Origin of the sequence: Bradyrhizobium sp. (assembly GCF_004799445.1) — a bacterium.
Classification (GTDB): Bacteria; Pseudomonadota; Alphaproteobacteria; order Rhizobiales; family Xanthobacteraceae; genus Bradyrhizobium.
In genome coordinates this window covers 24,085-44,215 of record NZ_SSNA01000104.1, presented here as the reverse complement: position 1 = coordinate 44,215, position 20,131 = coordinate 24,085, and the positions used below count along the sequence as shown (strand labels likewise).

The window sequence follows — 20,131 nt, the reverse complement described above, 5'->3', positions numbered from 1 at the left end:
TGTGGCTGTGGATTGCTTCGCTGCGCTCGCAATGACGGGATTGGCGGTCTCGTCGACCTACATCGTCGCGCCAAGCACCCAGGGCGCGAATTCGGCGCCGCCGAAGTCAAAGCTTTCGCTCTTGGTCGGCTGACCCGAAGCGGTCTTGAGGATCAGGTCGAAAATCCGCTGGCCGCATTGCTGCACGGTTTCCTCGCCGTCGAGGATGGTGCCGCAATTGACGTCCATGTCGTCTTCCATGCGCTTGTACATGGGCGTGTTGGTCGCCAGCTTGATCGAGGGCGCGGGCTTGCAGCCAAACACGCTGCCGCGCCCCGTCGTGAAGCAGACGAGGTTGGCGCCGCCGGCCACCTGGCCGGTGGCCGCGACCGGGTCGTAACCGGGCGTGTCCATGAAGACAAAACCCTTCTTGGTGACGGCCTCGGCATAGTTCAGGACGTCGACGAGATTGGTGCTGCCGGCCTTTGCCATCGCGCCGAGCGATTTTTCCAGGATCGTGGTGAGGCCGCCGGCCTTGTTGCCGGGGCTCGGATTGGCGTTCATCTCGGCGCCCTCGCGCGCGGTGTACTCTTCCCACCAGCGCATCAGCGCCACCAGTTTTTCGCCGACCTCGCGGCTGACGGCGCGGCGGGTCAGCAAATGTTCGGCTCCATAGGTCTCCGGCGTCTCCGACAGAATCACGGTGCCGCCATGCCGCACCAGAAGATCGCTCGCCGCTCCCAGCGCCGGGTTGGCGGAGACACCGGAATAGCCATCGGAGCCGCCGCATTGCAGCGCCACCGTCAACTCGCTCGCGGCGACCTTCTCGCGCGTCACCTTGTTGGCGTCGGCGAGCGCCTCGCGCACAAAGGCGACGCCGGCCTCGACGGTCTTGCGGGTGCCGCCGAGTTCCTGAATCTCCAGCTCGCGCAGGCGGCCGGCGAGCTTCTGCTCCTGCATCAAACCGCCGATCTGGTTGACCTCGCAGCCGAGGCCCAGCACGACCACGGCGGAGAAATTCACATGCCGCGCGTAGCCGCCGAGCGTCCGGCGCAGGATCGTCAGCGGCTCGCTCGAGGTCATGCCGCAGCCGGTCTTGTGGGTAAGCGCGACCACGCCATCGACGTTGGGGAAATCGGCCAGCGGATTGTCATGCGTGAACGGGTTCTTCTTGAAGATATCCGCGATCAGCCCCGCGACATGCGCGCTGCAATTCACTGAAGTGAGGATGCCGATATAGTTGCGGGTCGCCACCCGGCCGTCGGGACGGCGGATTCCGTCGAAGGTCGCCGGCAGGTCGAAGTTCGGCACCGGCTTGACGTCGACGCCATACGCGTAGTCCTTGGCGAAATCGCCCATGCCGCAATTCTGGGTATGGACATGCTGGCCCGGCGCAATCGGCGCGGTCGCAAAGCCGATGATCTGGCCGTAACGGCGGATCGGCTCGCCGACCGCAACGGGGCGGATCGCCACCTTGTGGCCGGCGGGAATGCGTTCGACCGTGGTCACGCCATCGGCGACGACCATGCCGGGCGGCAGGCTCGCGCGCGCGATCAGCACGCCATCATCGGGATGCAGTCGAATGACGGGTGCTGGGGTCATGGGGATGTCTCCTGTTGTTCCGAGGTATCGTGCCCCGGACGCTGCGTAGCGCGGAAGCGGTGCGCTGCTGATCCGGGGGCCACGTCTACCGCTCACCAGTCGGGGGTCCCGGCTCTGCGGAGCAGCGCGACCGGACGATGCTTCGCATCGCCGGGAGCACGCTGCACCGCGTCCGGGACACGCTGGCTCTACGCCTTGCCGTTGGAATCCTTGCGGGTCTGCGCGATCTGCATCCTGGCGTAGGTCGCGAGCAACCCGCTGTCGTTGAACAGGGTCACGAGCTTGAATCCCATGTTGATCGCCTTGGTCGCGCCGACCGCACCTGAGCAGTGGATGCCGGGATAGAGGCCGCGCTTGCCGCACTCCTTCACGATCTTCTCGTAGATCTTCATGATCTCCGGCTCTTCGCGGTCGAGCTTCGGCACCAGGCCATAGGAGAAGCCGAGATCGGAGGGCCCGATATAGACGCCGTTGATGCCTTCGACATCGAGGATCGATTCCATGTTCTCGATCGCGGTCTTGGTTTCCATCATCGGCAGCAACACGATCTCCTCGTTGGCGGTCTGCTGATAGGTGCCGGCCGAGCCATACATTCCGGAACGGATCGGGCCGTTCGAACGCGTGCCGCGCGGCGGGTATTTGCTGTAGGCCACGAGATTTTCGGCTTCCTGCTTGGTGTTGACCATCGGACAGATGACGCCATAGGCGCCGCCATCGAGCACCTTGCCGATGATGCCAGGCTCATTCCAGGGAACCCGCACCATCGGCGTCACCGGATGGCCGTTCATCGCCTGAAAGCATTGCACCATCGATTGATAATCCTGCACGCCGTGCTGGATATCGACGGTGACGCTGTCGAAGCCGCATTGCGCCATCACCTCGGCCGAAAACCCGGAAGGAATCGCAAGCCAGCCGTTCACCACCACCTTGCCCGATGCCCATATTTCCTTGACTTTGTTCGCCATTGTTTTTCCCTTTGCAATTGGTCCCGTCATTGCGAGCAGCGCAGCCACGAAGCAATCCGGTTTTTTCGCAGTGCTGGATTGCTTTGCTGACGATCAGATCACTCCACGGCGCTTTGGATGCTTATCTCGCTCACGCCGACGTCGCGCGCGGTGTTCACGATTGCAGCCCAGGTATCGTCCGGCAACGGCACGCCATTGCTGGTGCGATCGAGCCGCATCCTGGCCTCAGGCTCGCCCGGGATCAGCACGGCGTCGACGCCGGCGGCCGGCTTGGTGTCCTTGAAGTAGCTGACGTAGCGCGAAATCTCGCCGTCGAAGAAATTGGCGGGATCGACCACCCTGGGATCGACATAGATCGCAAACATGCCGTTGGCGAAGCGCCGGTTCGGCCCGGTCGCGCCGGTGCCGGTCAAGGCGCCGCCGAGCAGCTCGCAGATCAGCGCCAGGCCTGAGCCCTTGTGTTCGCCGAACGCGCGGATCGCGCCCTTGCCCTGGCTGTGGTCGCGCGGCCCATTCGCTTGGTACGGTCCATACAACACCGCCGGATCCTCGCTCAAATGGCCGTCGAGATCGATCAGCGAACCTTTCGGCAATTTCTTGCCGCCGCGGCTTGCGACCAGCACCTTGCCTTCGGCAACGATCGAGGTGGCAAAATCCAGCACCACCGGCCCCTGTCCCTGGCGGGGAATGCCGACACAGTAGGGCGCGGTCGAGAGCCGACGTTCGACGCCGCCATAAGGCGCGACCAGCACTGAGCCGGCCGCATTGACGAAATGGATCGATACCAGGCCCTCGGCCGCCGCCATTTCGGCCCAGTCGCCGACGCGGCCGATATGGCCGGCATTGCGCAGCGCCACGGCGGCAAGGCCCGATGCCTTGCATTTTTCGATGCCGATCCTGACGGCCTGCGGCGCAACCGTCTGCCCGTAACCGAACTTGCCATCGACCACCGCCAGCGAGGGCGTATCGACCACCAGCTCGGCGGTCTGGTTGGGCACCACGGAACCCATCTTCTTCCACCGGATATAGACCGGCACCCGGATCACGCCATGGCTGTCATGGCCGGTCAGATTCGCGGTCGTGAGATACGTCGCGATGCGGCGGGCTTCCTCCGGCGAGGAATCGGCGTGGCTGAAAACGTCCGTCACGAAGTTGATCAGATGTTGAACCTGGATGGTGACCATGGACCAGTCGCTTTTCTTATTGGTTGGCTAGGCGCTTACTTTGGCATGACCGCCGAGATAGGCGGCGCGGATGGCTTCATTGCCCCACAACTCGTCGGGCTTGCCGCCCAGCACGATGCGTCCGGTCTCCAGGACGTAGCCGTGGTCGGCGACGGAAAGTCCCATGCGCGCGTTTTGCTCGACAAGCAAGACCGTGGTATTGCGCCGGATTTCCGAGATGATCCGGAATACCGCCTGCACGATGACCGGCGCCAGGCCGAGCGACGGTTCGTCCAGCAGCAACAGACGCGGCTTGGCCATCAGGCCACGCGCCACCGCGACCATCTGCAATTGGCCGCCCGACAGGGTCCAGCCGAGCGCATTGGAAAAGGCGCGGATATCCGGAAACAGATCGAACATCGCGTCGGCTTCCCGCGACAGCTCCGATTTCCCGATGCGCCGGTTCGACGCGCCGAGCATGATGTTTTCCTTCACCGAAAGGCCCGGGAATACCCGCCGTCCCTCCGGCACGTGAGAGATTCCGAGCCGGACGATCGCCTCCGGCCCGAGGCCGGCAATCGATTGGCCGTCGAACAGGATTTCACCCGCGGCCGGCTTGGTCAGTCCGGAGATCGCCCGCAGCGTGGTCGATTTGCCGGCGCCGTTGGCGCCGAGCAAAGTCACCACCTGCCCTTCCTCGACGCTGATCGAGACGCCGCGCAAGGCTTCGATCTCGCCATAGAGCACGATCAGATCGTTGATTTGCAGCAGCGCCATTATTCGGTTCCGAGATAGGCGGAGACGACGTCGGGATGGCGCAACACCGCCAGGGATTCGCCGTCCGCGATGCGGCGCCCGAAATTGAGCACGGTGATGTGCTGGGCGGCCTCGGAGACCAGCGTCATGTCGTGATCGATGATCAGGATGGTGAGGCCTTGCGCCGCGATGCGTTTGAGCAGCGCGTGGAGTTCGACCTTCTCGCTGGAATTGAGACCCGCCGCCGGTTCGTCGAGCAAGAGCAAGGTCGGATTGGCCGCGAGCGCGCGGGCGATTTCGATCAGCCGCTGATGCCCGTAGGAAAAACTGGAGATCAGTTCGTTGGCGCGCCCTCCGAGGCCGACAAAGGCCAATGCCGACATCGCCCGCTTGACGAGCGCGTCGTCGCCGCCGGCGCCGATCAGCGTGTTGCCGGGCCGCTCGGCGCCGATCACGACGTTTTCGAGCGCCGTCATCGAGCGGAACAAGCGGATATTCTGGAACGTCCGCCCCAACCCCGCCGCGGCGCGCTGATGCGGCGGCATCTCGGTGATGTCGGTGCCATCGAGGGTGACCCGGCCGGCGGTGGCCTTGTAAAGGCCGGAGAGCACGTTCAGCGTCGTGGTCTTGCCGGAGCCGTTCGGCCCGATCAGGGCATGAACGCCGCCTCGCCTGACTTCGATGTCGACGTTATCAACCGCCTTGAGGCCGCCGAAATGCTTGGCGAGGCCTTTGACGGCAAGGACGATGTCGCCGCCAATGGTCGCGGGAGTGAGCTGCAGCGCGAGACCGGCGGCGTGCACCTTGGCCTTGGCCTGCCAGCGCTCGGTCGCGATCCTGAAAAATCCCCAGATGCCGTCCGGCATGTAGCGAACAATCAGAATGACCGACAGGCCGTAAATGGCGAGATAGAGCCCGGGGACGCTCTTCAGGAACCGCAGCCATTCCGGGATCAGGATCAACAGGCCGGTGCCGATCGCCGAGCCGATCGGCGAGGCGACGCCGCCGAGCAGCGACATGGTGAGGAACACGACCGACTCGGCAAAGGAGAACTGGTCCGGGCTGACATAGGCGAAACCGCCGGCGAACAGGCCGCCGGCCAATCCGCCCAGCACCGCGCTCAGCGCAAAGGCGAATACCTTGGTGCGGAACACGTCGATGCCGACCACGCCGGCGGCCAGCTCGTTATCGCGCACCGCGCGCATGGCGCGCCCGAGCCGGGTGTCGGCGAGATGCCAGACCACATAACCGACCAGCGCCAGCATCGCGACGCAGAAGGCCAGATAGGATTGCGAGGACTGGAACAGATCGGGCCGGCCAATCCGGGCAACGCCGTCCGGCCCATGGGTCAGCCAGATGGTGTTGATCATCACCAGCGTGACGATCTGCTGAAACGAGATCGTCACCATCGCCAGGTAATGTCCGCCGAGCCGCAGCGTCGACATGCCGAGCAACGCGCCGGCCAACAGTGCGATGACGCATCCGCCGCCAAGGCACAGCCAGTAGCTGAGATGATAGTCCGAGGTGCCGAGGCCGACGGCATAGGCACCGACGCCGAAAAAGGCCGCCTGCGCCAGATTGATCTGTCCGCACAGCCCGAGCACGACCGAAAGCCCGAACACCGCGATCGCAAAGGTGGTCGCCTGCATCAGGATGTTGTGGACGTAGCCGTCGAATTGCATTGTGGCGGCGAGCGCCACGATGACGGCTGAGCCAGCAAAATACGGCAAATGGCGCAACAGCAGCGGTTTTGGGCGCGTGGCGGACACGGCCATCGGCATATTTTGGCTGGGGGCGCTCATGCTTTCTCCGCGACACGCTCGCCGAAGATGCCCTGAGGCCGGAACACCAGAAACGCCACCAGCACCAGGAAGGCGAAGCCGTCCTTGTACGGGACAGAAATATAGGCCGCGCCAAAAGTTTCGATGATGCCGAGTGCCAACCCGCCGATGATCGCGCCGGTGACGTCGCCGAATCCGCCGATGATGGTGGCGGCGAACGCCTTAAGCGCGATCGTCGATCCCATCTGGATCGAGACGAACAGCACCGGCGCCACCAGGATGCCTGCGAGGCCACCGAGCACCGCCGAATAGATGAAGGTGATCATGATCATGGTGGAGACGGAAATGCCGAGCAGCGACGCCATCTCCTTGTCCTGCGAGGTCGCCTGCAATTTCTTGCCGAGCATAGTGTGCTCGAAGAACCAGTAATTGAAAATCACCAGCACAATCGTCACCGCGATGATCAGCAAATACTGGCTGTCGAGATAGACCGGCCCGAGCTGGATGCCCGGCGTCTCGAACCACCCCTCCAGCACCTGCGGTTGCGGCCCGTAGATTGCCAGCACGGAATTGGAGAGCAGGATCGAGGCGCCGATGGTCGCGATGATGACCGGCAAGAAGCTGCGGTGACGCAGCGGATAATAAACCCCGAGATTGAAGATCGCGCCGAGTAGCGCCATGCCGGCCAACGCGAGCAGGAACGACAGCCAGTACGGCCATCCCAAATCGACCGCGAACACCACCATCAGATAGGCGGCGACCATCGAAAATTCGCCTTGCGCGAAGTTCACCACATTGGTGGCGCGGAAGATCAACACGAAGCCGAGCGCGACAAGCGCATAGACGGCGCCGATGCCGATCCCGGTAAACAGCAATTGCAGTGCGAGATCCATGGAAATGCCCGGCAGGAGAATCTTGGGCCTGCGGTTGTTGATGGCTTTGCCGCAGGCCAAGGGGTCTGACGCAAGCCGGTCCTTCCGTCGCCGGAAGAACCGGCCATGCGATCAATCGTTGAACTCGATATGCTTATCGAAGACAATCATCCCCTTCTCGTTCCGTACGACGTTATACCCGTGCAGGCCGTCGCCATTCTGGTCGAAATTATACTCGCCCTCGGCGCCGGGGAATTTCTTCAGCGCAAGAATGGCCTCGCGGATTTTTGTCGGATCGGTCGAGCCGGCCTTGTTGATCGCCGCCGACAGGATGGTGACGGCATCGTAGGTCCAGGCGCTCTGGATGTCAGGCGCGGTCTTGTAGGTCTCACGATAGGATTTACCGAAGGCCCTCGGCGCGTCGCCGGATTCCTCGGCGTAATCGGCCACGCCAAAGGTGCCGTACAAGGCCGGACCCGCCAGTTTGGTCGAAGACACCGCGACCACCGAGGGTGATCCGACCCAGGGAATGGTGACCCCGAGCTGGCGCAGCTGGCGGGCAAAAATCCCAAGATCGTTTTCGAACGTGAAATAAGTGCCGAGCACATCGGCGCCCGATTGCTTCACCGCCAGCACGACCGGCGTAAAATCCTGGCTCTGATTGGCATAGCCTTGATCGAGCACCGGCGGCGCGCCAAGCTTGCTCAACGCGTCTGATAGCGCCTTGCCGCCGGCCGTCCCGAATGCGTCGGTCGAATGCACGATCGCCCACTTCTTCTTGCCGAGCGTATTGACGCCGAAATCGGCGATGACGCGGCCGGAATAGCTGTCATTGGGGCGAAAGCGGAACAGCCACGGATTGCCCATATGGGTCAGGTCCGGGTTGGTGCCCCCGATCATCACGGGCTTGCCGAGCTTGAGCACATCGGGCGCCATTGCCATCACCTGGGTGGAGCGGATCGACCCCAGGAACGCAACGATGTCCGGCTGCGCAGCCAGCTTGGAAAACGCCAGCACGATGCCGGGATTGGTGGTCTGGTCGTCCTCGATGACCAATTCGACCTGCTTGCCGAGGACGCCGCCGGCCTTGTTGACCGCCGCCAGCGCGAGCTTGGCGCCGTTCTGCGCCCAAAGCCCCTGCTCGGCCGCCGGACCCGTTACCGGGACGCACATGCCGATCTTGAGGGTCGCGGCCTGGGCCCGGGCGCTGCGGATGGCGTAAGGTGCGGTAATACCTACAGCCAGTCCGGCCGTAAAGTCGCGTCGCGTCAACTTCATCGATTCCTCCCGTGAGGCCGACTTTGGCGTCGGCCTTCGTTACGTTCGCAAGTTTGAGCGAAAATCCGCCGGTGTGTCTACGGTGTGTCGCGCCAAGAGTCGATTGCGATGGGAGCCTTCCGCCTGACGTATAGCTGGCTGCTTCGGGTTCGCCGTCCAGCCGGCGCGGAGATGCCTAAACTATAAGCATAGGCTATGGTTCTCCAGCGCGATCAGCCAGTTCCTTCGCTTGATACGCCCCGCAGAATCGTTGGAGTGATCCCGACATGCCGCATTTCACGATCGAATACTCCGCCAATCTCGATTCCCGCCTCGATATGGGCAAGACCGTCGACGTGGTCCGCAAGGCGGCGGTGGAGACCGGCATTTTCCCGCTCGGCGGCATTCGGGTTCGTGCCATCCGTTGCGAGCATTACGCCATCGCCGACGGCAGTCCCCAATTCGGCTTTCTCGACATGGTGCTGCGGCTCGGCGAGGGGCGCGACCTCGCGACCCGCAAGAAGGCCGGCGAGCATATCTTCCGCGCCCTGTCCGATCACCTCGATCCGGTCTTTGCCGCGGGCCATTTTGGATTGTCGTTCGACATGCAGATCAACGACAAGGAGACCAGCTGGAAGCGCAATAACATCCACGGGGCCCTGAAGGAGAAGCTCGACTTGCCCTCATCCTGAGGAGCGGGCGCAAGCCCGCGTCTCGAAGGATGAACCACCCGACCTCATGGGTTCGAGGCGGCGCTGAAGAAGCGCCTCCTCACCATGAGAGTCAAAGGTCTAGAACTGGAATGACAAATGCCCGTGCCGACGCACATCTTCGATCCGCCGTTCAACATCGTCAGGTGCAGCCACGCCGTGCTTGACGTGGTGGACCTGGATGCCAGCCGCGCTTTCTACGAAAACGCCATCGGCCTGCATGTCGAGGATCGCGACGACAGCGCGGTGTATTTGCGCGGCGTCGAGGAACAGCAGCACCACTCGCTGGTGCTGCGCAAGGCGGCCAATGCCGCCTGCAATCGTCTGGGATTCAAGGTCGGCAACGAAGCGGATCTCGACAAGGCGGCGGCGTTCTGTTCGGAAAACGGGATCGCTTACGCCTTTGCCGAGCAGCCGTTTCAAGGCCGCACCCTGCAACTCACCGACCCTTTCGGCTTTCGAATCGAGCTCTATGCATCGATGGAGAAGCGGCCGCATCTGTTGCGCCGCTACGACCTCTACAAGGGCTGCCATCCGCAGCGGCTCGACCACTTCAATGTCTTCGCCGCCGAGGTCCAGGACACCCTCGACTTCTATGCGCGGCTGGGTTTCCGGCTGACCGAATACGCCGAGGAAGACGGACCGCAGGGGCGCATCGCGGCGGCGTGGCTGCATCGCAAGGGCAACGTGCATGACTTCGCCATCACCAACGGCAAGGGCCCTCGCCTGCACCACTTCGCCTATTGGGTGCCGACCGCGATGAACATCCTGCATCTGTGCGACGTGATGGCCTCGAGCGGTTATCTCACGAACATCGAGCGCGGCCCTGGCCGCCACGGCATTTCCAACGCGTTTTTTCTCTATGTCAGGGATCCCGATGGCCACCGCCTGGAGCTCTACACCAGCGATTACTTCACCGGGGATCATGACCATGCGCCGGTCCGCTGGTCGCTGCAGGATCCGCGGCGCCAGACGCTGTGGGGCTCGCCCGCCCCGCGTTCCTGGTTCGAGCAGGGATCGCCGTTTCCGGGACAGGCTGTCCGCGAACCGCTATTTGTCGCCGATGTCACGGTTGCGGATTAGGACCACGGGGGTTTCATGAAAATGCCTATACTCGCAGCTATCGCCTCGGTGCTGGGTCTTGCGCCGGTGCTGTCGCCGATCGGCGGCCTTCATGCCGCTGAACTGAAGGTGCTGGCCGGTGGCTCGCTGACCTCGGTGTTGAATGAGCTCGGCCCGCAATTCGAGCGCGCCTCCGGCCACAAGCTTGTCATTTACTTCGATTCAACTCCCAACCTGATCAAGCTGGCGACATCGGGCGATCCGTTCGACCTCGGGGTGGTTCCCGCCGATGTATTCAGGGACGCCGCCGCGCGGGCCCGCTTTGCGCCCGGTCCAACCATCGATATCGCGCATGTGGGCTATGGCGTCGCGGTGCGCGCGGGCGCCCCCAAGCCCGATGTCGGCACACCGGATGCGTTCAAGAAGACTCTGCTCGACGCCAAATCCATCACCTTTCTGCCGGCCAGCGCCGCCGGTGCCTATATCTTAAAGGTGTTCGAGCGCCTCGGCATCGGCGAGGCCATGAAAGCCAAGACCATAGTCCAGACCGCCCCGGCCCAAATCCCTCAAGCCGTCGCCAGAGGCGACGCCGAACTCGGGATATTTGTCGTCAACGTATTGACGGCTCCCGGTGTTGAACTCGCCGGTCCGTTTCCTGCTGAATTGCAGCAGGAGCTGGTTTTCGCGGCAGGCATCGCAGCCGATACCAGGGAAGCCGCAGCCGCCGGGGCGTTCATCGACTACCTCACCACCCCCGCCGCCGCTTCTGTCATCAAGGCCAGGGGCATGAACCCCGGCTAAGCGGAGGGAGAAAATGCACCCGTGATGCTTGCGAGTGATTGGACCATGCAATGACCTTGAGTTCCGGCGGCGAAGCCATCGTCAGCAGTCTTGTCGCGCACGGCGTCGACACCGTGTTCGGCCTTCCGGGGGCGCAGATCTACGGCCTGTTCGACGCCTTCCAGCAGGCGCAGCTGAAGGTGATCGGCGCGCGGCACGAGCAGGCCTGCGGTTACATGGCCTTTGGCTACGCGCGGTCGACCGGCAGGCCCGGCGTCTTCAGCGTGGTGCCCGGCCCGGGCGTGCTCAATGCCGGGGCTGCCTTGTTGACGGCGTTCGGGTCGAACGAGCCGGTGCTCTGCCTGACCGGACAGGTTCCCACGGCTTTCCTGGGCAAGGGCCGCGGTCACCTTCACGAGATGCCGGATCAGCTCGCCACATTGCGAACCTTCGTGAAATGGGCCGAGCGGATCGAATACCCGGATATGGCCCCGACGATGGTCTCTCGCGCGTTTCAGGAAATGCTGTCGGGACGCCGCGGCCCGGTTTCGCTGGAAATGCCGTGGGACGTGTTCACGCAGCGCGCCGAAGTCGGCGCGTCAAAGGTGTTTGATCCGTTCCCGGCGCCGCAGCCCGATCCGGACCGCATCAAGTCGGCAGCCAGCTTGATCGCCGGCAGCCGGACGCCGATGATCTTCGTCGGCAGCGGCGCGATCCACGCGCGCGACGAGATTCTGGAGCTTGCCGAACTGATCGATGCGCCGGTGGTGGCGTTCCGCAGCGGCCGCGGCATCGTTTCCAATGCCCATGAACTCGGACTGACGATGGCGGCGGCCTATCGCCTGTGGCCGCAGACCGACCTCATGATCGGGATCGGAACCCGCATGGAGCTGCCGGCCTCCTCGTTCCGCTGGCCATTTCAGCCGGACGGGCTGAAATCGATTCGCATCGATATCGATCCATCAGAAATGCGTCGCCTCACGCCGGACGCCGCCGTGATATCCGACGCACAGGCCGGCACCCGCGAACTGCTCGCGGCGGTTCGAAAGCAGGGCTACACCAAAACCAGCGGCCGCCGTGCCGCGATTCGCGAGGCCTCGGCAACGGCGCTGCGGCAGATTCAGCAGGTCCAGCCGCAGATGGCCTATCTCAATATTCTGCGCGAGGTGCTGCCATCGAACGCCATCGTGACCGATGAGCTGTCGCAGGTCGGCTTTGCCTCCTGGTATGGCTTTCCGATCTACCAACCACGCACCTTCATCACCTCGGGCTATCAGGGCACGCTCGGCTCGGGCTTTCCGACGGCCCTCGGCGCCAAGGTCGCGCATCCGGACAGAGCGGTGGTCGCCATCACCGGCGACGGCGGCTTCATGTTCGGCGTGCAGGAATTGGCAACCGCCGTGCAGTACAAGATCGGCGTGGTCGTGCTGGTGTTCAACAACAATGCCTACGGCAACGTGCGGCGCGACCAGCGCGAACATTTCGACGGCCGCGTGGTGGCCTCGGATCTGGTCAATCCGGATTTCGTCAAGCTTGCGGAATCCTTCGGCGTCGGCGCTGTCCGCGTGACCTCGCCGGAAACGTTTCGCCCTGCGCTGGAAAAAGCCTTGGGCGATGGCGGCCCTTATTTGATCGACATCGAAGTCCCCAGGGATTCCGAGGTCAGCCCCTGGACTTTCATTCACCCGGCGAAGCCGTAAGCCCACTTGGCCCTGCGAACTTTTCTGAACGCCTTGCCGGGTTCGCGGCGCGAACCACTTATATTCCCTTCCCGACTTTCAACCGGCGTTTCTGCATCACGCCGACCCCGGCGTTGTCATTCGTGTGTCATTTGCCGTTGGTAGATCAGAATTATCGAACACAAGCGTCATTCGTTCGAAAAATTAGATCACGGCGCTCACGGAAACGACGGCCCGATGGGGCTCTGAGGAAGCGATCGATGCTGCGATTGCACGGCGTTGCCATGACTTACCCGAATGGCGTTGCGGCGGTGCTGCCGACCAGCATCTCCGTTCCAAAGGGTCAGTTCCTCGTGCTGCTGGGGCCCTCGGGGGCGGGCAAGTCGACACTGCTTCGATGCATGAATGGACTGGTCAAGCCGACCCAGGGCGATGTCACGGTCGAAGGCCGGGGTTCGATCTTCCGCAGTGGCCACGCGCTGCGGCAACACCGCCGACGAACCGGCATGATCTTCCAGCAGCATCATCTGATCGGCCGCCTCTCGGCGCTACAAAACGTTCTGATCGGCCGCGTCGCCGCCCATGGCGCCCTGCGCTCGATGCTTCCGCTGCCCCGCGCCGATCGCCTGATCGCATTGCAATCGCTCGAACGGGTGGGTCTGCTCGATCGCGCGCTCGATCGCGCCGACGAACTCTCCGGCGGACAGCAGCAGCGCATCGGCATCGCCAGGGCCATGGCACAGCGGCCGCAAATCGTTTTGGCCGACGAGCCGGTGGCGAGTCTCGATCCGGCGTCGGGCGAAAAAGTGCTTGCCGACCTTCACCGCATTTGCCGCGAAGACGGCATTACCGCGATCGTCAGCCTGCACCAGGTGGAATTGGCCCGCCGCTTCGCCGATCGCGTGATCGGTCTGGTGGGTGGCCGGATCGTTTTTGAAGGCACGGCGTCGCAGCTGGGCCAAACCATTCTCGAACAAATCTACACCGCCGCTCCATCCCGGATGGAAGCGGCTTAGTCGGCACATCTCAGCTCATCGAAATGGATCAGGTCATGGAACGTAGAAGCTTCTTGCTCGGCTGCGCGATCGGCGGACTGGGTCTCGCCATCGGTCCGGCCAGCGCTCAACAGACGCAAAATCCCGCCACCCTGCGCGTAGCGCTGCTCCCAGACGAGAACGCCGCGACGATCATACAAAATGCCCTGCCGCTGAAGAAATATCTCGAGCAGGCGCTCAAGAAGGACGTCGAGCTGATCGTCACGACCGACTACTCCTCGATGATCGAGGCGATGCGGTTCGGCCGGATCGAGGTCGCCTATTTCGGGCCGCTCTCCTACGTGCTGGCCAAGTCGAAGGCACCGGCCATCGAGCCCTTCGCCGTCGGCGTGTCGAAGGGATCGCCGACGTATAAGAGCGTCATCATCACGCGCGCGGATGGACCGGTGAAATCGCTCGCCGACATCAAGGGAAAGATGATGGGATTTGGCGACTTTGCCTCGACTTCCAGCCATTTGATCCCGCGCGCGTTGCTGGCCCGCGGCGGCCTTTTCGGCGACGCCGACTACAAATACGTGCTGCTTGGCGCGCATGACGCGGTCGCCCGCGCCGTTCAGTCCGGCCAGGTCCAGGCTGGCGGCCTCAGTCAGGAGATATTCAAGTCGCTGGTCGCCAAGGGCACCATCGATGGCGACAAGGTGATCGTGCTGGCGGAAAGCGATCCGATCCCGAACTATCCGATGGTCATGCAGGGATACCTCGCGCCTGAACTCAAGGCCGCGATCCGGGCCGCCTTCCTCGAACTCAACGATAAAGAAATCCTGAAGACGTTCCGAGCCGAAGCATTCGTTGCGACCGACGACCACGCCTACGACATCCTGCGGGAGACCGCGAAATTGCTCGATCTCGATCTTTCGAAGCTCAAGGGATGAGCTACGCCACTCCCACCCGCTACGACGCCATTCTGGCCCGGGACGGCTCCGCGCAGATCAGGCGAGCTGGCGTCATTCTCCTTGTCGTCATTCTGATCGGTGCCGCGATGTCGCTCACCGGCCTGCTCGACCCGCAGCGGTTCGCGGATGCCTGGCCGGCGATCAAGCAGCTCGCCAGTGAAATGTTTCCACCTGATTTCAAACGCTATCACAGCTGGCTGAGGCCGCTGGCCGATACGCTCGCGATGTCGGTCGCGGGAACCGCCCTCGCCGTCGCGCTGTCGCTGCCGCTTGCCTTGTTCGCCGCCCATAACACCACACCAAACCGGATCGTTTACGTGACAACGCGGGCAATCCTCAACCTGCTGCGATCGATCCCGGAACTCATCATGGGCATCATCTTCGTCGCCATGGTCGGCTTCGGCGCGCTGCCCGGCGTGCTCGCCGTCGGCCTGCACTCGGTCGGCATGATCGGCAAATTCTTCGCCGAAAGCATCGAGCACGTCGATCCAAAGCCGATCGAGGCGGCGCGGGCCGCAGGCGCTTCACCGTTCCAGGTCATCTGGCACGCGGTGTTGCCTCAGGCGATGCCGCAGCTTACGGACACCACCATCTACCGCTGGGAGTATAATTTCCGCGCCTCGACGGTGCTCGGCGCCGTCGGCGCGGGAGGCATCGGTTTCGAGCTGATCGCTGCCTTGCGCGTACTTGAATACGCGCAGGTTTCGGCGATCCTGATTTGCATTCTCATTTGCGTGACGATCGTGGATGGCATTGGGGCCGCCCTGCGGAACTACCTGAAATAGCCGAAGAGACCGACGCCATGGCCGAAAGACCCAAAATTGTCGTGACCAACCCGGTCTTCCCCGAGACCAGGGCGCTGCTCGAGGGACACGCCACCGTCGTGGTCAATCCGGCCATCGAGCCCTGGTCATATCAGGAAGTGCGACAACGCTGCCGGGATGCCGCGGGTCTGCTGGCGTTCATGAACGACAGGATCGACGCCGCCTTCCTGGCCGCCTGCCCAAGGCTTCGCGTCATTGGAGCAGCGTTGAAGGGTTTTGACAATATCGACGTCGAGGCCGCGACAAATGCCGGCGTGTGGTTGACGATTGTCCCGGATCTGTTGACGGTGCCGACGGCCGAACTGGCGATCGGGCTTATGCTCGCATTGGGACGCAACATCGTCGCCGGCGATCAGGGCATCAAGAAGCGCGGATTTAACGGCTGGCGTGCCCAGCTCTATGGCGCGGGCCTCGCCGGCACAACGGTAGGCATCGTCGGGTTTGGTCTTGTCGGACGCGCGATCGCCGAACGCCTTGTCGGATTTCAATGCCGGCTGCTGGCCCATGATCAGTCGGTTTCCGGGACGCTGGCGAAATCCTGGCCCTATGTCACCCTGACAAGTTTTGCGGACGTGATCGCCAACTCCGACTACGTCGTGCTTGCGCTGCCGTTGACCGCCGACACCACGCACCTCATCAATTCCGAAACCATCGCGGGCATGAAGGCCGGCGCGAGGCTGGTTAATCCCGCTCGCGGCTCGCTGGTCGACGAGAGCGCGGTGGCGGACGCCATCGCCCGCGGGCAGCTTTCGGGCTATGCCGCGGATGCCTTCGAATGCGAGGATTGGGCCATCGAGGATCGGCCGACCCGCGTCGATCCACGGCTTACCGCGCCATCGGCGCCAACGGTTTTCACCCCGCATATCGGATCGGGCGTGACGGACGTTCGGCGCGAGATCGAGCTTTCCGCCGCACGCAGCATCCTCGACGTTCTCGCCGGCCGCGTTCCGTTTGGCGCGGTCAATGACCCCAGCAAGCAGTTGGTTCATGCTCAATCTCGTTCACGCTAAGACCTTTCTTGCGGTGCTCAGCGAACGCGGATTTCGGGCCGCCGCGCGCGACCTCAATCTATCGCCCTCGACCGTCGTCGAACACATCAAGCAGCTCGAGGAAGACCTGGCCGCGCCGCTGCTGGTGCGCCGGCGCGGAATTGTCGAGCCGACATATCAGGGGGCGACGTTCGCGCCGCTTGCCCGCGCCATGCTGGATACCGCCGAACGCAGCCGAACCGCGATCGCCCAAGCCCCCCTGCGCATCGCGGCGTCGAGCAACATCGGCACCTATCTGCTGCAAACCATGCTTGCTTCCTTTCAGGCGGCCGATCCGTGTTCCCTCGATCTGTGGATCGGCCCGAACCCCGATGTCGCCGACCGCCTGGCGAACGGTACCGCCGACGTGGCGCTGATGGAGTGGTGGAGCGGCCGGCCCGGTTTTTGCGAGCATACCTGGCGAAAGGAACCGCTCGTGGTCATTGTCGCTCCCGATCATCCCTGGGCCGCACGGGACGCGATCGAGGCCAGCGAACTCGCCAGCCAGACGCTTTTGGGGGGCGAAGCCGGAACCGGAACGATTACGCTTCTGAGAAAGCAATTGGGACCATTCGCGGAGGGTTTGACGGCGATCGGGGGCTTTGGAAACACGGAGGCGGTCAAACGGGCGGTCCGCGCCGGCCGAGGCATTTCGCTGGTGATCGCGGCGGCGGTCGCCGACGAAGTCAGCGCAGCACGGCTGGTCGCGCTGCGCCTGAAGGGCATCGAGCTCGCAAAAGAATTGAAGATCATCGCGCCGATCGGCCTGCCCGATACGGCGCCTGCCGCGCGCCTGGTCGCCCACGTTCTGATGGGTTCCGGCGCTGACCAGGATGCAGCAGGGACCAGCGCTCGATAAGTTGCGAGCGCGGCTGCGGCGACAAAGTCCCCGTCACCGCACCTTCCTGAACGTCAAATTGATGCGCTGCCGGCCCATCAGGGGATGCTCGCCGTCGGCAAGCGGCGCGACGCCGTGAAAGTTGAGCCGCGCCGGCCCGCCCCAGACCGCGACGTCGCCATGCTCGAGCCGAAACCGGCGCGGCTTGTCGCTGCGTTTCAGCCCACCCCACAGGAAGATCGCGGGCAGACCGAGCGATACCGAGACAATCGGCGCGCCGAAATCCAGTTCGTCCCGGTCCTGATGCAGGGACATGCGCGCGCCGGGGACGTAGCGGTTGACCAGACATACATCCGGTGAAAACCCGGCAAATCCCGCGTGGTCGGCCGCCCGCCCGGCGAGGTCGCGGAGCAAGGCCGGCATCGCCGGCCAGGGCTTTCCCGTTTCCGGATCGTCGGCACCATAGCGATAGCCGGTACGATCGGTGATCCAGCCGGCGCTGCCGCAATTGGTCATCGCCACCGACATCTGATGGCCGCCCGGCGTCACCATGCGGCGAAACGGCGCCTGCGCCACCACATCGCGCAATGCTGTCATCAGTTCGGATTCCAGCGGACCGGCGAAACCGCGCAGCAGCGCGGCGCCCACCGCGATCACCTCGAACGACGGACGGACATCGGCAACCGTTTCGAACAAATCCGCCGTCAAGGGGCCCTTACTTACTTGGCATCATGGAAGATCACGCCGACGGTATGACGGTGGCCCGATCGGATCCGGCTCACGCCATGGCGCAGATTAACGCGATAGAATCCGCGCGTCCCCTGCACCGGCCTGTGATGCACAGCAAATGCCACCGCATCGCCCTGCAGGAGCGGCACCACTTCAGCCCGCGACTGCATCCGCGGCCGCTGCTCGGTCAGCACGAATTCACCGCCCCGGAAGTCGCGGTCCGGTTCCGACAGCAGGATCGCAACCTGTAGCGGGAAGACGTGCTCGCCATAGAGATCCTGATGCAGGCAGTTGTAGTCGCCAGTTCCATATTGCAGCAGCAGCGGCGTCGGCCTTGCCTGTCCGGCGGCATGGCAGCGTTTCAGGAATGCTGCGCGGTCCCCGGGGTAGCGGATATCGATGCCCATCGCTTCGTTCCAGCGATTGGCAACGCCGCAGAGCCGCGCATAGAGCGCCGGCCGCAATTCCGCGATCAATTGCGGAAGTGGATAGCAGAAGTATTTGTATTCACCGCTACCAAAGCCGTGGCGCCCCATCACCACCCGGCTGCGGAAATGCTGGTCGTCGGGATAAAGTAACGCAAGCGCGCGGCATTCTTCCGCCGAGAGCAACCCCTTGAGGACGGCACAACCCTGCGCGTCGAGGTCTCCCTCCGCCCGTTCCCAATCGATCGCGGCAACGCGCGCGGGAATCGAGGATGGCGACGGTGCGGGACGGATGTTTTGTGCGGCTGATTTCATGACGACGATTTTCGCAAATCAGGACGCGCTGCGCCACCCGATTTCCGGCAACTGCCTCTATCACGCGATTTCGAGTACAGCCTCCATGGCCGCCGCCAGTTCGAAAATGCGGCGATCCGATCCGCCGGATGCGGCGAGCATCAGTCCAACCGGCGCTTCCCCTTCGCGATGGCAGGGCAGCGAGATGGCGCAACCGTCGATCATGTTGATCAGCGTGCAATTGCGCAGCGACAACAGGTTCGCTTTGGTGAACGCCTTGTCGTCAGCGAGGTCGGCGATCCGCGGCGGCGTGATCGCCGAGGTCGGCATCACCAGCGCGTCATAGGGCGCGAGACGAACCGTGGCGCGCGCGATCAGCGACTTTCGCGCCTCCAACAGATCGATATAGTCCGCAGCGCTGATCGTCTCGCCGCGCAGGATCCGGCTGGAGACGCGGGGATCGTAGACGTCGCCATGGCTGGCGATCAGATAGCGGTGCCAGGCATAGCTTTCCGCCGCGGCAAAGCCACCCTTGGTGTTCATCACCCCGACATCGAGGAATTCCGGCACCGCGATCCGCTCGATCAGCGCGCCGTGATGCGACAGCGTTTCCAGCGCCCTTTCGAAGGTCCGCGCCACCGTGTCCTCGAGATCATCGAGCGCGACCGTGGTCGGCACCGCCAGCCGCATGCCCCTGATCGGACGCGGCTGCAGCGGCTGCACCGGATCATCGGCGAGCACCGCGTCAAGCACCGCGCAACACTGAGCCGTGCGCGCCAGCGGCCCGAAACTGTCGAGCGTGAACGACAGCGGCACGCCGCCCGCGAGCGGCACCCGCCGCTGCGTCGGCTTGAACCCGACGATGCCGTTATAGGCCGCCGGTATCCGGCACGAGCCGCCGGTATCGGTACCGAGCGCGCCATGCGCCATGCCATCGGCGACCGATACCGCAGCCCCCGAGGACGATCCGCCGGGCACGTGGCCGGCGCGGCGCTGCCAGGTGCTTTTCGGTGTGCCGTAATGCGGATTGATGCCGATGCCCGAATAGGCAAATTCGGTCATGTTGGTGCGGCCGATCACGATGAAGCCGGCACGGCGCAGCCGCGCCACCACGGGCGCATCCGCTTCCGCCGGGGCCGAATCCTCCAGCGCCCGGGAGCCCGCGCGGGTCACCTGTCCCTTGATATCGAACAGGTCCTTGATCGAGATCGGAATACCGGCGAACGGCGACGGCGCCGCCCTGACCTGGCGCAACCGGTCCATCGCTTTCGCCGCCTCAATCGCCGCCTCGACATCGACATGAACGAAGGCCCGCGGGCCCTCGCCGGATTTGTCGGAGATCCTCTCAAGGCATTCGTCGACGAGTTTTCTGGCGTTGGTGCGGCCATGTTCGAGATCGTCGGCCAGTGCGGCCAGTGTCGGGGTGTTCGGCATGGTGC

At 63.7% G+C, this 20,131-nt stretch carries 19 protein-coding genes; 9 read left to right on the top strand and 10 right to left on the bottom strand.

Going from position 1 to position 20,131, the window contains the following annotated elements:
* Positions 1-57: 57 nt before the first annotated feature.
* The 7 genes from E8A46_RS14360 to E8A46_RS14330 all read right to left on the bottom strand — a co-directional run bounded on the left by E8A46_RS14360 (position 58) and on the right by E8A46_RS14330 (position 8,396).
* Complete coding sequence (locus E8A46_RS14360; protein WP_291561694.1) at positions 58-1,581, bottom strand: altronate dehydratase family protein; 1,524 nt, start codon at positions 1,579-1,581, stop codon at positions 58-60.
* 188 nt (positions 1,582-1,769) lie between these two features.
* Positions 1,770-2,546: an aldolase/citrate lyase family protein gene (locus E8A46_RS14355; protein ID WP_291561692.1), complete on the bottom strand. Its 777-nt coding sequence runs from the start codon at positions 2,544-2,546 to the stop codon at positions 1,770-1,772.
* A gap of 98 nt (positions 2,547-2,644) precedes the next feature.
* Positions 2,645-3,730, bottom strand: coding sequence for a malate/lactate/ureidoglycolate dehydrogenase (locus E8A46_RS14350; RefSeq protein ID WP_291561690.1), 1,086 nt, complete (start codon positions 3,728-3,730; stop codon positions 2,645-2,647).
* Between the two features lie 27 nt (positions 3,731-3,757).
* Positions 3,758-4,486, bottom strand: coding sequence for an ABC transporter ATP-binding protein (locus E8A46_RS14345; protein WP_291561686.1), 729 nt, complete (start codon positions 4,484-4,486; stop codon positions 3,758-3,760).
* A complete protein-coding gene (locus E8A46_RS14340) occupies positions 4,486-6,267 on the bottom strand; it encodes a branched-chain amino acid ABC transporter ATP-binding protein/permease (RefSeq protein ID WP_291561685.1) in 1,782 nt (593 codons plus the stop codon). The genes E8A46_RS14345 and E8A46_RS14340 overlap by 1 nt, the downstream gene beginning before the upstream one ends.
* A complete protein-coding gene (locus E8A46_RS14335; RefSeq protein ID WP_291561713.1) occupies positions 6,264-7,139 on the bottom strand; it encodes a branched-chain amino acid ABC transporter permease in 876 nt (291 codons plus the stop codon). The genes E8A46_RS14340 and E8A46_RS14335 overlap by 4 nt, the downstream gene beginning before the upstream one ends.
* Positions 7,140-7,250: 111 nt before the next feature.
* Positions 7,251-8,396 carry an ABC transporter substrate-binding protein gene (locus tag E8A46_RS14330; RefSeq protein WP_291561683.1) on the bottom strand — a complete coding sequence of 382 codons (1,146 nt, stop codon included), beginning with the start codon at positions 8,394-8,396 and terminating at the stop codon, positions 7,251-7,253.
* Positions 8,397-8,662: 266 nt separating this feature from the next.
* Here E8A46_RS14330 and E8A46_RS14325 point away from each other — a divergent pair, with 266 nt between their 5' ends.
* The 9 genes from E8A46_RS14325 to E8A46_RS14285 all read left to right on the top strand — a co-directional run bounded on the left by E8A46_RS14325 (position 8,663) and on the right by E8A46_RS14285 (position 17,265).
* Positions 8,663-9,067 (top strand): 5-carboxymethyl-2-hydroxymuconate Delta-isomerase, encoded by a 405-nt coding sequence (locus tag E8A46_RS14325; RefSeq protein WP_291561681.1) that lies wholly within the window; start codon positions 8,663-8,665, stop codon positions 9,065-9,067.
* A gap of 117 nt (positions 9,068-9,184) precedes the next feature.
* Positions 9,185-10,168: a 3,4-dihydroxyphenylacetate 2,3-dioxygenase gene (hpaD, locus tag E8A46_RS14320; protein ID WP_291561679.1), complete on the top strand. Its 984-nt coding sequence runs from the start codon at positions 9,185-9,187 to the stop codon at positions 10,166-10,168.
* A gap of 21 nt (positions 10,169-10,189) precedes the next feature.
* Positions 10,190-10,948, top strand: coding sequence for a substrate-binding domain-containing protein (locus tag E8A46_RS14315; protein WP_291561676.1), 759 nt, complete (start codon positions 10,190-10,192; stop codon positions 10,946-10,948).
* 50 nt (positions 10,949-10,998) lie between these two features.
* On the top strand, positions 10,999-12,627 hold the full coding sequence (locus E8A46_RS14310; RefSeq protein ID WP_291561674.1) for a thiamine pyrophosphate-dependent enzyme: 1,629 nt from the start codon (positions 10,999-11,001) through the stop codon (positions 12,625-12,627).
* Positions 12,628-12,866: 239 nt separating this feature from the next.
* The gene (phnC, locus tag E8A46_RS14305) at positions 12,867-13,622 is read left to right on the top strand and encodes a phosphonate ABC transporter ATP-binding protein (protein WP_363251761.1); all 756 of its coding nucleotides are present in this window, start codon (positions 12,867-12,869) and stop codon (positions 13,620-13,622) included.
* 35 nt (positions 13,623-13,657) lie between these two features.
* Positions 13,658-14,533 carry a phosphate/phosphite/phosphonate ABC transporter substrate-binding protein gene (gene phnD / locus E8A46_RS14300; protein WP_291561672.1) on the top strand — a complete coding sequence of 292 codons (876 nt, stop codon included), beginning with the start codon at positions 13,658-13,660 and terminating at the stop codon, positions 14,531-14,533.
* Positions 14,530-15,339 carry a phosphonate ABC transporter, permease protein PhnE gene (phnE, locus tag E8A46_RS14295; protein ID WP_291561670.1) on the top strand — a complete coding sequence of 270 codons (810 nt, stop codon included), beginning with the start codon at positions 14,530-14,532 and terminating at the stop codon, positions 15,337-15,339. The genes phnD and phnE overlap by 4 nt, the downstream gene beginning before the upstream one ends.
* A 17-nt stretch (positions 15,340-15,356) precedes the next feature.
* Positions 15,357-16,388 (top strand): phosphonate dehydrogenase, encoded by a 1,032-nt coding sequence (locus tag E8A46_RS14290; protein ID WP_291561668.1) that lies wholly within the window; start codon positions 15,357-15,359, stop codon positions 16,386-16,388.
* On the top strand, positions 16,366-17,265 hold the full coding sequence (locus E8A46_RS14285; RefSeq protein WP_291561667.1) for a LysR family transcriptional regulator: 900 nt from the start codon (positions 16,366-16,368) through the stop codon (positions 17,263-17,265). The genes E8A46_RS14290 and E8A46_RS14285 overlap by 23 nt, the downstream gene beginning before the upstream one ends.
* Positions 17,266-17,298: 33 nt before the next feature.
* Here the strand turns inward: E8A46_RS14285 and alkB are convergent, their stop codons facing one another.
* The 3 genes from alkB to E8A46_RS14270 are packed head-to-tail and all read right to left on the bottom strand — an operon-like array spanning position 17,299 to position 20,126.
* On the bottom strand, positions 17,299-17,952 hold the full coding sequence (gene alkB, locus E8A46_RS14280; RefSeq protein WP_291561665.1) for a DNA oxidative demethylase AlkB: 654 nt from the start codon (positions 17,950-17,952) through the stop codon (positions 17,299-17,301).
* An 11-nt stretch (positions 17,953-17,963) separates the two neighbouring features.
* Positions 17,964-18,713, bottom strand: a complete 750-nt coding sequence (locus E8A46_RS14275) for a 2OG-Fe(II) oxygenase (protein WP_291561662.1) — start codon at positions 18,711-18,713, stop codon at positions 17,964-17,966.
* A gap of 60 nt (positions 18,714-18,773) precedes the next feature.
* Entirely contained in the window at positions 18,774-20,126 is a 1,353-nt protein-coding gene (locus E8A46_RS14270) for an amidase (protein ID WP_291561660.1), read from the bottom strand.
* Positions 20,127-20,131 lie beyond the last annotated feature (5 nt).